Raw genomic sequence first — 12,240 nt, 5'->3', positions numbered from 1 at the left:
GGGGATTCACCCGCTACGGGCCACCAGGTGGGCCAGCTGCTCCGGGCCTTCGGGCGCGGACGAAGTCCACGGCAGGATGGCGGTGCGCTGTGCGTGCTCCCTGGTGACCTCGGTGACATAGCGCTGCTCGGCATTGGCCTTGGCCCGCAGCAGCGGGTCCATGGGGCCGGCGGCGGCCAGGCTCTGGTTGACCACCCAGGCGAACGGCTTGATCCCTGCCCGGAACAGATCGGCCTGTAGCGCCGCGGCCTCGTGGACGGGCGTCGCCTCCGGAAGCGTGACCAGCAGGGTGCGGGTGTAGTCGGGATCGGTCAGCCGGTTCAGCAGTTCCACGGCCTCGGCGGGGGGCGTCTGCCCTGTCTGCTGGGCGATCTGGCGCTGGTAGCCGCGGGAGGCGTCGAGCAGGAGCAGTGTGTGGCCGGTCGGCGCGGTGTCCAGGACGACGAACCGGCCGGTGGCCTCGGCCACGGTCCGGGCGAAGGCGTAGAAGACCGCGATCTCTTCGGTACAGGGCGAGTCCAGGTCCTCGGCCATCAGTGCGAGGGCGTCTTCGTCCAGCGCGGCACCGGCCTGTGCCAGGACGGATGCGGTGTAGGCCGCTGTCTCCGCCGCGGGGTCGATCCGGGTGACCCGGAGGTTGTTGCTTCCGGCTCCGGCCACGGCGTTCACGTGTGCGGCGGGGTCGGTGGTGGTCAGAGTGACCGGGTGGCCCCGGCGTGCGAGGTCGAGAGCGATCGCGGCGGCGACGGTGGTCTTGCCGACACCGCCCTTGCCCATGGTCATCACCAGCCCCTGCCCGCTTTCGGCGATGTCGTCCACCAGGGCGGCCAGACCACCGTCCGCCTCCGCAGCAGGGAGGGCGGAGACGGCTGTGACCGGCTCGACCGCCGGCTGCGGACCGAACATGCCGCGCAGAGCCGGAACACCGATGGGCGGTACCGGCAGCAGGGGTACGCGATCCACCTCATCGATGCCGGCCAGGCTGTCCGGCAAGCCGTCCAGAGCGTCCTGGGCGCGACGCTCCCAGGCGGCGGCCACCGGGTCGTCCGGGCGGGTGGCGCTGAAGACCCCGTTGACGACGAGCCGCTGCCCGCTGATGCCCAGCGCCCGCAGCTCCGCGGCCGTTCGGCCGGCTTCGGCCAACGGGCCCGCGTCCGGGCGGGTGACCAGGACGACGGTCGTGCGGTCCGGGTCTGCGAGAGCCGCCATGGCCTGCGCATAGCGCGTTTGCTGTGCGCCCAGCTCAGACAGTGGTCCGATGCAGGAAGCGCCGCCCGGGTTGGTGACCAGGAAGTCCGACCACGCACCGGGCAGGCTGAGCAGCCGCAGGGTGTGTCCCGTCGGCGCGGTGTCGAAGATAATGTGATCGAAGCGCGCGGTGACCTGTGGGTCTGTCAGGAGGGCGACGAATTCGTTGAACGCCGCGATCTCCACGGTGCAGGCGCCGGAGAGCTGCTCCTCGATCTGGCTGATCGCCGAGGCGGGCAGCGTGCCGCGGTAGGGGCCCAGGACCTTTTCCCGGTACTGCTCCGCTGCGGCGGAGGGGTCGATGTTCATCGCGTGCAACCCCGCGGCTCCTGGAACGGCCACGGGGGCCCCTCCTGCCTCCACGCCGAGGACCTCGGAAAGGTTGGACGCCGGGTCCGTGCTGACCAGGAGCACCTGGCGTCCCGCGTCGGCCAGTCCGATCGCGGTGGCCGATGCCGTCGAGGTCTTGCCGACGCCGCCCTTGCCGGTGAAGAAGAGGAACGGCGGCGCGGCGGCACGCAGCCTCCCGAGGACGTCGACGGGCGGTTGCGCCGTCATGTCAGCATCCCTCCGGGCCGCAGCCGCAGTCGCTGCCCGAGTCGCCGATCGGAGCGATCGGCAGGCCGGGGCGCTCGGTGCGTGCGCCGGTCCATTCGGCAAGCTCTACTCGGGTGGGATACCGCCCGGAGCACCGCAACGTCCCGTCGACCAGCACGGCAGGCAGCGCGCTCTCGCCCTTGTCCTGAAGAAGTGCCTTGACCTGGGCGTCCTCGGCGAACCTGCCGGGTTCTGTGGACAGCGAAAACCGCTGCACCTCCACCCCGGCGGTGACCAGCCATGCCGCATCGGCGGCGAACTGGGTCAGTGACGGATCGACGGACGGCCCGCACACTCCGGTGGAACAGCACATCGCCGGGTCGTACACCTGGACTGCGGACATTTCTGGCTCCCTTCCACGACGGACCGCTCCGGGTCAGCGGCTCGCTCAGCTACGACGTTACATCAGTCTGCCCTGATACATCAAAGGATGCTGATACATACGCGAGCCTCCACCCAGTACATCCGACGCACAAGGCGACCACTGCGCTGGCAGCAGGGAAGGGAGGCGCTTGACCCACGATGCGGGCGCATGGTGGTATCGAAGCATGCTGATGTCAGCCGATGCCCCGACCGTGGGCCTTCCTCTCGCCGAGGCGACCGTGAAGCTGTTCGGCGACCCACTGCGGGCCCGGATCGTGCAGCTGCTGGCTGCCGAGCAGATGTGCACGTGCCATCTGATGGAGGAGACCGGAGCGCGCCAGTCCACGATCAGCCACCATCTGCGGATCCTGCGGGAAGCCGGATTCGTCGCGGCTGAGGCCCATGGCCGCTTTACCTATTACCGGCTGCGCCCTGAAGTCTTTTGCACCCTCACAGTCGGCGTTGCCGAACTGGCCGCGCAGGTGCAGCAGGCACAGGCGGTCCGACGCCCCTGCCCGTAAGCAGCGGCGGGCCCACGGCATCGGCCGGCATCGCCGCCGCCACGGTGGTCGGCAAGGGCAAGGATCTGACCCTGGAGTTCGACTACCGGACCTCCGTCGACGGCACGTACCCCGTCGTCCTGGTCAGCTACGAGATCGTCTGCGACCAGGGCAACGACGCCGACACCTTGCCCGCTCTGAGGTCATTCCTGACCTACACGGCCAGCGATGCGGGCCAGAAGCCGCTGTCCAGCATTCATTACGCGCCACTGCCGGGGTCAGTGACCGCCGAAGTGCGAAAGGTCGTCAGCACATTGCGCTGACGACGCATGAATCACCCTCCGGAAGTGAGCAGTTCGGCGATCTCGCGCGCCGCGTCGCGGGCAGGTCGGCCGACGCCGATGAGGGTGGCGGAGGCGGGGCCGGTCCAGTCACCGTAGCCGAGCAGGTGCAACCGGGGTTCCTCCACGGACCGCGTGCCGTAGGTGGCGATGTGGCCGCGCGAGCCGCGCAAGCCCAGGGGTGAAAGGTGCGAGAGGGCCGGACGGAAGCCGGTGCACCAGATCACCACGTCCTGGTCCGCGCGAGTGCCGTCGGCCCATTCGACGCCGTGGTGGGTGAGGCGGGTGAACATCGGTGCGGCCTGGAGCAGTCCACGGTCGCGGGCTTCTCGCACTGGCGGTACGGCGACGATGTCGCCGAGCGAGGCGACTCCTCCCGTGTCGGTGCGGCCGCCGTCGATGGCGCGGCGGCGGGCGGTGGCCGCGTCGAAGAGGGCGCGTCCGTCGATGTCGTCGGCGAGGTAGCGGGGCGGGCGCTGGGTGACCCAGGTCAGCTCGGTGTCGTAGGCGAGGTCGGCGGCGATCTGGGCACCCGAGTTGCCGCCCCCGACGACGATCACGCGTCGGCCCGTGAAGTCCTGCGGTCTGCGGTAGGAGACGGTGTGCAGTTGGCGCCCCGCGAAGTCTGCCCGGCCCGGGACGGCGGGGAGGAAGGGGCGCCACCAGGTACCGGTCGCGCTGATTACCGTGCGGGCGTGCCAGGTGCCGGAGTCGGTCTCGACTCTCAGCAGCCGTCCGTCGTCGTGCACGCCGGTGACCTGGACCGGTCGCTGCACGGGGAGGTCGTACCGCTTCTCGTAGTCGCTCAGGTAGGCCACCACGTGCCCGGCCTCGGGGTACTCCTCGCCCGGCTGCGTCGGCATGAGGCGGCCGGGGAGGGAGGAGAAGGCGGCCGGGGAGAAGAGGTGGAGGGAGTCCCAGGTGTGCTGCCAGGCCCCGCCCGGTGTGGTTTGGGCGTCGAGGATGACGAAGTCGAGGCCCTGGCGGCGCAGGTAGTAGCCGGCGGCGAGCCCTGCCTGGCCGCCGCCGATCACCACCACATCGAGATGCTGAGTCATGCGGCTGTGGTCGCAGCCGCGCAGCCCGGGCAGAGCACGGACCGGGTCTGTCTCGTTGCAGCGGGACCGAGCGGCGGTCCGGTGCGCACGGAGCGGCAGCGCACGTGCGCGTGCTCGGCGCACACGGCCGCGCTGCAGCCTTGGCACACGGCGACCGCGGACCGTTCGGTGTGGTCGGTGTCGCATTCGAGGCAGTGCATCAGCCGTCCTTCCCACGTGGTCTGGATGTTGGCCTCGCCGGTGCCGGCCGGCGTTTTGAGCAGGCCGGCACCGGCGAGGACCGGGGGGCGCCCTTTGGGCTGCCTGCGGGCAGCAGGCGGCCTACACCTGGAAGCGGTGTATCAGCGGTTGTCGCCGGCCGTGGCCAGGGCTGAGGGCGCGAAGCGGCGCCGCCAGGCCAGCGAGACGTACACGAGCGCGACGAGCACGGGTACTTCGATGAGCGGGCCGACGACCCCGGAGAGCGCCTGACCTGAGGTGACGCCGAAGGTGGCAATGGCGACGGCGATGGCCAGCTCGAAGTTGTTGCCCGCCGCGGTGAAAGCGAGGGTCGCGGTGCGGTCGTAGGCCAGGCCGATCGCCTTGCCGAGCACGAAGGTGCCGAACCACATCACCGCGAAGTACACCAGCAGCGGCAGCGCGATGCGTGCCACGTCGAGCGGCTGGGAGGTGATCGTCTTGCCCTGGAGGGCGAAGAGGATGACGATCGTGAACAGCAGCCCGTACAGCGCCCACGGGCCGATCTTCGGCAGGAACTTCTGCTCGTAGCTCTCGCGGCCCATCTTCTTCTCGCCGATGCGGCGGGTGAGGAACCCGGCGAGCAGCGGGACGCCGAGGAAGATGACGACGTTCAGGGCGATCTTCCACATGGAGATGTCGAGGTGTTCGCCGTCGCCGAGGCCCAGCCAGCCGGGCAGCAGGTCAAGGTAGAACCAGCCCAGGAGCCCGAAGGCGATCACCTGGAAGACCGAGTTGAGGGCGACCAGGACGGCGGCGGCCTCGCGGTCGCCGCAGGCCAGGTCGTTCCAGATGATCACCATGGCGATGCAGCGGGCGAGACCGACGATGATCAGGCCGGTGCGGTACTCGGGCAGGTCGGGCAGGAAGATCCAGGCCAGCGCGAACATGACCGCGGGGCCGAGGATCCAGTTGATGACCAGGGAGGAGGCCATGAGCTTGCGGTCGCCGGTGACGGCGTCCAGCTTGTCGTAACGGACCTTCGCCAGGACCGGGTACATCATGATCAGCAGACCGACGGCGATCGGCAGCGAGATGCCGCCGATCTCGACCTTGGCCAGGGCGTCGTTGAGACCCGGGATGGCTCGGCCCAGGCCGAGGCCCACGGCCATGGCGACGAGGATCCAGACGGCCAGGAAGCGGTCGAGGGTCGACAGTTTGGCGACGACGGACCCGTCCTGGTCCGCATCAGGGCCGGGTGTGGTCGTCGTTTCGGTGCCGGTCACGGGCAGGACCTCTTCTTGTCGGTGGTGATGGTGGTACGGGCGGTCTCGGCCAGCTCGGCGAACATGCCGGCGAGGGCATCCAGAATCTCCGGGTGCACCTTGTAGTAGGTGAAGCGACCACACGGTTCGGTCTCGACAACGCCCGCCTCGCGCAGTACCCGCAGGTGGTTGGAGAGATTCGTCTGCCGCGCGCCCGTCTCCTCCACCAGGTGCGATGTGCACAGCGTTTCTCTGGCGAGCAAGGTCACGATCTGGAGCCTGAGCGGGTCGGCCAGAACCCGAATCAGGTCAGTGTTGGCTGACGTCATCATGGACTGATAATCTCACATCAGTGGCTGGTGATGCCACCAGGTGCTGATATCAATCGGGCCTGACTCGTTGCGAGACAAGAGAGATCCCCAGATGTCCGAGACTTCCGGCAAGCCCTCCGTGCTCTTCGTCTGCGTCCACAACGCCGGCCGCTCGCAGATGGCCGCCGCGTGGCTGACCCACCTGGCCGGCGACCGCGTCGAGGTCCGCTCCGCCGGCTCGAACCCGGGCGAGAACGTCAACCCCGCCGCCGTCGAGGCGATGCGCGAGGTCGGCATCGACATCTCCGCCGAGGTGCCGAAGATGCTGACCGTGGACGCGGTCAAGGAGTCCGACGTCTGCATCACCATGGGCTGCGGCGACACCTGCCCGGTCTTCCCCGGCAAGCGGTACCTGGACTGGCAGCTGGAGGACCCCGCCGGCCAGGGCGTCGAGGCCGTCCGCCCGATCCGCGACGAGATCAAGGTGCTGGTCGTGGGCCTGATCAAGGAGATCGCGCCCGAGTCGGAGGTCACCGCGTGAGCGACATCCGGAACGTCATCGTCATCGGCTCCGGCCCCGCCGGGTACACGGCCGCCCTCTACACGGCCCGCGCCCAGCTCAAGCCCCTCGTCTTCGGCGGTGCCATCTTCGTCGGCGGCGCACTGACCACGACGACCGAGGTGGAGAACTTCCCCGGCTTCCCCGAGGGAATCGACGGCCCGGTACTGATGGAGAACATGCGGGCTCAGGCCGAAAAGTTCGGTGCCGAGATGATCGACGACGACATCGTGGCCGTCGATCTGACGGGCGACATCAAGACCGTCACCGACACCGCCGGCACCGTCCACCGGGCGCACGCGGTGATCGTCGCGACCGGGTCCGGCTACCGCAAGCTCGGCCTGCCGAACGAGGACGCGCTGTCCGGCCGGGGCGTGTCCTGGTGCGCCACCTGCGACGGCTTCTTCTTCCGCGACCGCGACATCGTGGTCGTCGGCGGCGGCGACACCGCCATGGAGGAGGCGACCTTCCTCACCCGCTTCGCCCGCTCGGTCACCGTCGTCCACCGCCGCTCCACCCTGCGGGCCTCCCAGGTCATGCAGAACCGCGCCTTCTCCGACGACAAGATCTCCTTCGCCTTCGACAGTGAGATCGCGGAAATCAAGGAGAAGGACAGCAAGCTCTCCGGCGTCCTCCTGCGCGACGTCTTCACGGGCGAGACCCGCGACCTCGACGTGACGGGCCTGTTCATAGCGATCGGCCACGACCCGCGCACCGAACTGTTCAAGGGCCAGCTCGACCTGGACAGCACGGGATACCTGAAGGTGGCCGCCCCTTCCACGCGGACCAGCCTCCCGGGCGTCTTCGGCGCCGGCGACGTCGTCGACCACACCTATCGCCAGGCCATCACCGCCGCGGCCAGCGGCTGCCAGGCAGCCCTGGATGCCGAGCGCTACCTGGCCGCACTCGCCCACGACAGGCCCTCGGAGCCGGAGAAGACCCCGGCCGTCGCCTGACCGGCGTCTGCGTAGCCGTTCAACCTGCATGAGAGGAGGCCGCCATGGCCCTCAAGAACGTGACGGACGACTCGTTCGCACAGGACGTCCTGGCCGGTGACAAGCCGGTCCTGGTCGACTTCTGGGCCGCCTGGTGCGGCCCATGCCGCCAGCTCGCCCCCTCCTTGGAGGCGATCGCCGCGGAGCACGGTGACAAGATCGAGGTCGTCAAGCTCAACATCGACGAAAACCCGGACACCGCCGCGAAGTACGGCGTGATGTCCATCCCGACGATGAACGTCTACAAGGGCGGCGTGGTCGTGCAGACCATCGTCGGAGCCAAGCCCAAGGCGGCCCTGGAACGCGAACTCGCCGAACACCTCACCTGACCAGCAGCACGAGCCGGGCCGCCTACGGTGGGGTGCCCAGGCACCCCACCCAGGCGCCCTGGACGGAGGCACATCATGGCCGGCAAACGCATCGTCGCCGTCGGCGGCAGCGACGCCGGGATCAGCGCCGCGCTGCGCGCCCGCGAGCTCGATCCCGACAGCGAGGTCACCGTGGTGGTGGCCGACTCCTACCCCAACTTCTCGATCTGCGGCATCCCGTACTACGTCTCCGGCGAGGTCGGCCACTGGAGCGACCTGGCCCACCGCACGTTGGCGGACCTCGAGGCCACCGGCATGCAGGTACGCACCGACACACTGGCAACAGGCATCGACGTGGCCGGCAAGCAGCTGGCGGTGCGCGGCACGGACGGACGGACGGAGGGACTGCCGTACGACGCGCTGATCGTCGGCACCGGTGCCGTCAGCGCCCGGCCTCCCATCCAGGGGCTGGCCGGGCCCGACGCGCTCGGTCCGGCCGACGGCGTGCACCTGCTGCACAGCATGGGCGACACCTTCGAGGTCATGCAGACCCTGACCGAGCGCCGCCCCGAAACGGCCGTCGTCATCGGCGCCGGCTACATCGGACTGGAGATGGCCGAGGCCCTGACCACGCGCGGCATCCAGGTCACCCAGATCGAGGCCCTGCCCGAGGTCCTGCCCACCGTCGATCCGGAACTCGGCACCCTCGTCCACGCCGAACTCACCCACCACGGCGTCGAAGTCCTCACCCGTACCACCGTATCCGCCGTCACCCGCGAACCCGCCGGCAACCGGCTCCAGGTCCAGGCCACCGGACCGGACGGCGAGATCCTCACCCGCGATGCCGACCTCGTCCTGGTCGTCGTCGGCGTTCGCCCCGACACGGAGCTCGCCGCCGCGGCCGGAGCCCGACTCGGGGTCAAGGGCGCGATCGACGTCGACGAGTACATGCGCACCTCACTGCCCGACGTGTACGCGGCCGGGGACTGCGTGATCACCCAACACCGCCTGCTGGGCAAGACGTGGCTGCCGCTGGGGACGACGGCCCACAAGCAGGGCCGGGTCGCCGGGGAGAACGCGCTGGGCGGCAGCCGCCGATTCCAAGGCAGTCTGGGCACCCAGGTCGTGAAGGTCTTCGACCTCGTCGCGGCCAGGACCGGCCTGCGCCAGCACGAGGCCGAAGCAGCCGGCCGGGGCTGGGCCCCAGCAACGACCGCCAGCCACCCCGACGACCACAAGGCGTATTACCCCGGCGCCACCACGATCTCCATTCGTGTCACCGGAGACGCAGACAGCGGGCTGCTGCTCGGCGCCCAGCTCGTGGGACGCCGCAGCGCCGAGGTCGCCAAGCGCGTCGACACCTACGCCACCGCCCTCTTCCACAGCATGGCCGTCGACGACGTCAGCGACCTCGACCTCTCCTACACCCCGCCGCTCGGCTCCCCCTGGGATGCCGTCCAGACGGCATCCCAGGCGTGGGTGCAGGAACGTCGTCTCGGCTCGCAGCGCAGGGCGCTCATCGGTCCCTGACGTTCCAGTCCCAGAAGCATCTGCCGTTCCGGGGAGTCGCGACTTTCCCGTTCATCGACGCTCATCTATGATCAGAGCGTCGACGCGGCTCCTCCCGGACGGAGTTTTTGCTCAATGGACGCGGATCTGGCCGCTCTGGTCGCGGTGGTGGCCATCGCCCTGGCATTCGACTTCACCAACGGCTTCCACGACGCGGCCAACGCCATCGCCACATCGGTGTCCACGCGCGCGCTGACCCCGCGTGCCGCGCTGGCGCTGGCCGCCACCATGAATCTTGTCGGCGCCGCCCTGGGCACCGGGGTGGCCAAGACGGTGGGCAGCGGCATCATCGCGACGCCAAGCGGATCGCACGGCCTCACCGTGGTCTTCGCCGCGCTCATCGGCGCGATCTGCTGGAACCTGCTGACATGGCGCCTCGGCCTGCCCACCTCGTCGTCACACGCCCTGATCGGCGGGCTGGTCGGGGCCGCGCTCGCCGCCACCAGCGGCGTCTTCTGGAACGGTGTTCTGGACAAGGTCGTCCTGCCGATGCTCCTGTCGCCCGTGATCGGCGTGGTTCTCGGCTACCTTGTCCACACCGCCATCCTGTGGATCTTTCGGCACGCCAAGCCGAGCAGGACGACACGCGGCTTCCGGATCGCGCAGTCCGTGTCCGCCGCAGCAATGGGCCTCGGCCACGGGCTTCAGGACGCCCAGAAGACCATGGGCGTGATCGTCCTCGCCCTGGTCACCGCCGGCCACCAGGACAACTTCGACGTTCCGTGGTGGGTCATCGGCGCGGTCGCAGCCGCCCTGTCGCTGGGCACGTACGCGGGCGGCTGGCGCATCATCCGTACGCTCGGGCGGCGGATCGTGCACCTCGACCCGCCCCGCGGCTTCGCCGCCGAGTCGGCCGCCGCCTCGGTGCTGTACGCGACGGCGTTCGTCTGGCACGCGCCGATCTCGACGACGCACACCATCACTTCGGCGGTGCTGGGCGCCGGGGCCACCCGGCGGCTGTCCGCCGTGCGCTGGGGGGTGGCCCGAAACATCGGTGTCGCATGGGTACTCACGATGCCGGGCGCCGCTCTGGCCGCAGCCGGTTCCTATCTCCTCATTCACTGGGCCCTCGGGACCTGACGCTCAATGGAGGTGCGTGCGATGAACCACCCCGACTCACACCCGGTCCTGCTGAAGCCGTACACGCATCTGGCTCCGGAGGACGGCATGTGCCTGATGGAGTACGTCTCCGTCCTGGCCGGCACAGAGTTCAGCGACCACCCTGCCTGTACTGACGCGTTGCTGGGGGCGCTCGCGCGGGCGGTCAACGACGCGATGAGCGATCAGGGACGGTGCGAGCTCCTTGCCCTCGCGTCCGCCCTGGCGGAAAGCGGACCGGAACGGCCCGGGGAGGACCGCATCACCTACCACTGCTGGGATGCGGTGGCTGCCGCCTCTCCCCCGGGCAGTGCAGCACAGCGCCGGGCCCGGAGGAGACGGGACACGGCCCTGGCGCCTCACGCGGCCGCGCGACGAGCGGAGGGCGTGCTGCGCTGGGTACGTGTGCATGGTCCGGCGCGACGGGCGGTGGAAACAGCGGTGCGCACACTTGCCGCCCTGCCCCCCGGGGAGGCGGACCGGTCCTTGTACCGGCTTCTGGCTTGCTGCATCGAAGAAGCACGCGGACATACCGCCAAGCACGTACGTCCGGCCGTCTCCGCGTAAGCGCGACGGCTAGTCGCGCGCGGGCTCAAGAATGTCGCGGAGCCGGCGCAGTCCGTCGGGGTTGACGGAGAACCAGGCCCAGGTGCCGCGCCGCTCGCGGTTGAGCAGCCCGGCCTCAGTGAGAATCTTCAGGTGATGGCTGACGGTCGGCTGCCTGAAACCCAGGCACTCGGTCAGGTCGCACACGCACGCTTCACCGGTCGGTGACCGTTCGATCAGACGGAAGATCTGCAGGCGAGTCGGGTCCGCGATGGCCTTCAGCATGCCTGCCAGGCGCTCGGCCTCCTCCCGCTCGATGAGCAGGCAGGCCAGGGCAGGCGTACAGGCGCTCGACTCTTTCGCCGCCGCCTCCGGCACTGCGCCCTGTGTAGTGACAGTCATCTATTCACCCTACGGTCCGGTCGGGGCGGCCAGCTCTGGCCGAGGGGTTCACGCAGCATTGTTCACCAAGCGTTCACTTTTGATGCACCCTACTCAATTCATAGACATTTGCCTATGCTGCGAGTTCAAGGGGGCCCAGTAGTCCCCCTCTGAGGAGGTGCGCCATGGAGCAGCAAAGCGGCCTAGGCCGGCCGACCCCGCCACTCCGGGACGCCAGTGCCCTGCTGGGGCGGATCACCAGCAGACTGTCGGACCGGTACGGTCGGTCGTTCTCGCGTGCCACCGTGTCTCAGTACGTCGATGAGTGCGCCGCCCTGCTGAGCCGCCGGGCGCGCGTGGGGACCCATCTGCCGGTCCTGGTCGAGCGGTTCGCCGACCAGCGGCTGGGCGCCCTGGCCCGGGGACTGGGGCTGTCGCCCAAGCCGGTGCCGGAGGTCCTCTTCGTCTGCACGGAGAACGCCGGCCGGTCCCAGCTGGCCGCAGCGCTGATGCGCAGCCGCGCCGGCGCCGCCGTGCGGGTGCTGACCGCAGGCTCCGCTCCGGGCGCGGAGGTCTCCCCCGTGGTGCAGCGGCTGCTGGCTGAGCAGGGGCTCAATACGGGAGAGGAGTTTCCCAAGCCGCTCACCGCGGAAGTGGTGACGGCCGCCGATGTGGTGGTCACGCTCGGCTGTGGTGACGCCTGTCCGGTTCGCCCCGGCCGCCGCTATCTGGACTGGGACCTGCCGGATTTGAGGGGCCTCGACATCGAGACCGCGCGCTCGGTGCGGGATGCGCTGGCCGCGCGGGTCGACGCACTGGCGCGGGAGCTGTTGCCGACCGGGGCATCACGCGCCTGAGGGCCCGTCCGGGGTGAGGTGTGCCCTCGCAGAGCCTCAGGCCGCTCCTCCAGGTCGCCCTCCGTCC

Annotated in this window: 16 protein-coding genes; 9 read left to right on the top strand and 7 right to left on the bottom strand. The window is 69.7% G+C overall.

Going from position 1 to position 12,240, the window contains the following annotated elements; genetic code table 11:
* Positions 1 to 6: 6 nt before the first annotated feature.
* Both arsA and arsD read right to left on the bottom strand, forming a co-directional pair.
* On the bottom strand, positions 7 to 1,806 hold the full coding sequence (arsA, locus tag AB0C59_RS06505; protein WP_356583782.1) for an arsenical pump-driving ATPase: 1,800 nt from the start codon (positions 1,804 to 1,806) through the stop codon (positions 7 to 9).
* Between the two features lies 1 nt (position 1,807).
* Entirely contained in the window at positions 1,808 to 2,188 is a 381-nt protein-coding gene (gene arsD / locus AB0C59_RS06500) for an arsenite efflux transporter metallochaperone ArsD (RefSeq protein ID WP_356583781.1), read from the bottom strand.
* Between the two features lie 205 nt (positions 2,189 to 2,393).
* On the opposite strand from arsD, the gene AB0C59_RS06495 reads away from it, so the two are divergent.
* Together AB0C59_RS06495 and AB0C59_RS06490 are read left to right on the top strand one after the other, a co-directional pair.
* Positions 2,394 to 2,729 (top strand): metalloregulator ArsR/SmtB family transcription factor, encoded by a 336-nt coding sequence (locus AB0C59_RS06495; RefSeq protein WP_359654022.1) that lies wholly within the window; start codon positions 2,394 to 2,396, stop codon positions 2,727 to 2,729.
* 44 nt (positions 2,730 to 2,773) lie between these two features.
* Positions 2,774 to 3,031, top strand: coding sequence for a hypothetical protein (locus AB0C59_RS06490; protein WP_356583780.1), 258 nt, complete (start codon positions 2,774 to 2,776; stop codon positions 3,029 to 3,031).
* Between the two features lie 11 nt (positions 3,032 to 3,042).
* Here the strand turns inward: AB0C59_RS06490 and AB0C59_RS06485 are convergent, their stop codons facing one another.
* The 4 genes from AB0C59_RS06485 to AB0C59_RS06470 form a co-directional block, all read right to left on the bottom strand.
* On the bottom strand, positions 3,043 to 4,107 hold the full coding sequence (locus AB0C59_RS06485) for an ArsO family NAD(P)H-dependent flavin-containing monooxygenase (RefSeq protein WP_356583779.1): 1,065 nt from the start codon (positions 4,105 to 4,107) through the stop codon (positions 3,043 to 3,045).
* Complete coding sequence (locus AB0C59_RS06480; protein WP_356583778.1) at positions 4,104 to 4,307, bottom strand: DUF2180 family protein; 204 nt, start codon at positions 4,305 to 4,307, stop codon at positions 4,104 to 4,106. The genes AB0C59_RS06485 and AB0C59_RS06480 overlap by 4 nt, the downstream gene beginning before the upstream one ends.
* 141 nt (positions 4,308 to 4,448) lie before the next feature.
* A complete protein-coding gene (arsB, locus tag AB0C59_RS06475) occupies positions 4,449 to 5,570 on the bottom strand; it encodes an ACR3 family arsenite efflux transporter (RefSeq protein ID WP_356583777.1) in 1,122 nt (373 codons plus the stop codon).
* A complete protein-coding gene (locus AB0C59_RS06470) occupies positions 5,567 to 5,881 on the bottom strand; it encodes a metalloregulator ArsR/SmtB family transcription factor (protein WP_356583776.1) in 315 nt (104 codons plus the stop codon). The genes arsB and AB0C59_RS06470 overlap by 4 nt, the downstream gene beginning before the upstream one ends.
* 91 nt (positions 5,882 to 5,972) lie before the next feature.
* On the opposite strand from AB0C59_RS06470, the gene AB0C59_RS06465 reads away from it, so the two are divergent.
* From AB0C59_RS06465 to AB0C59_RS06440, 6 genes are all read left to right on the top strand, one after another.
* Entirely contained in the window at positions 5,973 to 6,401 is a 429-nt protein-coding gene (locus tag AB0C59_RS06465; protein WP_356583775.1) for an arsenate reductase ArsC, read from the top strand.
* Positions 6,398 to 7,375, top strand: coding sequence for a thioredoxin-disulfide reductase (trxB, locus tag AB0C59_RS06460; protein ID WP_356583774.1), 978 nt, complete (start codon positions 6,398 to 6,400; stop codon positions 7,373 to 7,375). The genes AB0C59_RS06465 and trxB overlap by 4 nt, the downstream gene beginning before the upstream one ends.
* 44 nt (positions 7,376 to 7,419) lie before the next feature.
* Positions 7,420 to 7,743 carry a thioredoxin gene (trxA, locus tag AB0C59_RS06455; RefSeq protein ID WP_356583773.1) on the top strand — a complete coding sequence of 108 codons (324 nt, stop codon included), beginning with the start codon at positions 7,420 to 7,422 and terminating at the stop codon, positions 7,741 to 7,743.
* Between the two features lie 75 nt (positions 7,744 to 7,818).
* The gene (locus AB0C59_RS06450) at positions 7,819 to 9,252 is read left to right on the top strand and encodes an FAD-dependent oxidoreductase (RefSeq protein ID WP_356583772.1); all 1,434 of its coding nucleotides are present in this window, start codon (positions 7,819 to 7,821) and stop codon (positions 9,250 to 9,252) included.
* Between the two features lie 114 nt (positions 9,253 to 9,366).
* Entirely contained in the window at positions 9,367 to 10,371 is a 1,005-nt protein-coding gene (locus AB0C59_RS06445) for an inorganic phosphate transporter (protein WP_356583771.1), read from the top strand.
* Between the two features lie 21 nt (positions 10,372 to 10,392).
* Entirely contained in the window at positions 10,393 to 10,956 is a 564-nt protein-coding gene (locus AB0C59_RS06440) for a hypothetical protein (protein WP_356583770.1), read from the top strand.
* Positions 10,957 to 10,965: 9 nt separating this feature from the next.
* Here AB0C59_RS06440 and AB0C59_RS06435 read toward each other — a convergent pair whose 3' ends face one another.
* Entirely contained in the window at positions 10,966 to 11,337 is a 372-nt protein-coding gene (locus AB0C59_RS06435) for a metalloregulator ArsR/SmtB family transcription factor (RefSeq protein ID WP_356583769.1), read from the bottom strand.
* A gap of 164 nt (positions 11,338 to 11,501) precedes the next feature.
* Here AB0C59_RS06435 and AB0C59_RS06430 point away from each other — a divergent pair, with 164 nt between their 5' ends.
* A complete protein-coding gene (locus AB0C59_RS06430) occupies positions 11,502 to 12,173 on the top strand; it encodes a three-helix bundle dimerization domain-containing protein (protein WP_356583768.1) in 672 nt (223 codons plus the stop codon).
* Positions 12,174 to 12,240: the final 67 nt, after the last annotated feature.

Origin of the sequence: Streptomyces sp. NPDC048664, assembly GCF_040650555.1 — a bacterium.
Taxonomy (GTDB): Bacteria; Actinomycetota; Actinomycetes; order Streptomycetales; family Streptomycetaceae; genus Streptomyces.
This window is presented reverse-complemented; position numbering and strand designations above follow the sequence as displayed.

Coding starts and splice junctions, on each gene's coding strand:
- AB0C59_RS06450 (WP_356583772.1), top strand. CDS start 7,819: ATGGCCGGCAAACGCATCGTCGCCGTCGGCGGCAGCGACGCCGGGATC.
- trxA (WP_356583773.1), top strand. CDS start 7,420: ATGGCCCTCAAGAACGTGACGGACGACTCGTTCGCACAGGACGTCCTG.
- AB0C59_RS06435 (WP_356583769.1), bottom strand. CDS start 11,337: ATGACTGTCACTACACAGGGCGCAGTGCCGGAGGCGGCGGCGAAAGAG.
- arsA (WP_356583782.1), bottom strand. CDS start 1,806: ATGACGGCGCAACCGCCCGTCGACGTCCTCGGGAGGCTGCGTGCCGCC.
- AB0C59_RS06495 (WP_359654022.1), top strand. CDS start 2,394: ATGCTGATGTCAGCCGATGCCCCGACCGTGGGCCTTCCTCTCGCCGAG.
- AB0C59_RS06430 (WP_356583768.1), top strand. CDS start 11,502: ATGGAGCAGCAAAGCGGCCTAGGCCGGCCGACCCCGCCACTCCGGGAC.
- AB0C59_RS06470 (WP_356583776.1), bottom strand. CDS start 5,881: ATGATGACGTCAGCCAACACTGACCTGATTCGGGTTCTGGCCGACCCG.
- AB0C59_RS06480 (WP_356583778.1), bottom strand. CDS start 4,307: ATGCACTGCCTCGAATGCGACACCGACCACACCGAACGGTCCGCGGTC.
- arsD (WP_356583781.1), bottom strand. CDS start 2,188: ATGTCCGCAGTCCAGGTGTACGACCCGGCGATGTGCTGTTCCACCGGA.
- AB0C59_RS06445 (WP_356583771.1), top strand. CDS start 9,367: ATGGACGCGGATCTGGCCGCTCTGGTCGCGGTGGTGGCCATCGCCCTG.
- AB0C59_RS06485 (WP_356583779.1), bottom strand. CDS start 4,107: ATGACTCAGCATCTCGATGTGGTGGTGATCGGCGGCGGCCAGGCAGGG.
- AB0C59_RS06465 (WP_356583775.1), top strand. CDS start 5,973: ATGTCCGAGACTTCCGGCAAGCCCTCCGTGCTCTTCGTCTGCGTCCAC.
- AB0C59_RS06440 (WP_356583770.1), top strand. CDS start 10,393: ATGAACCACCCCGACTCACACCCGGTCCTGCTGAAGCCGTACACGCAT.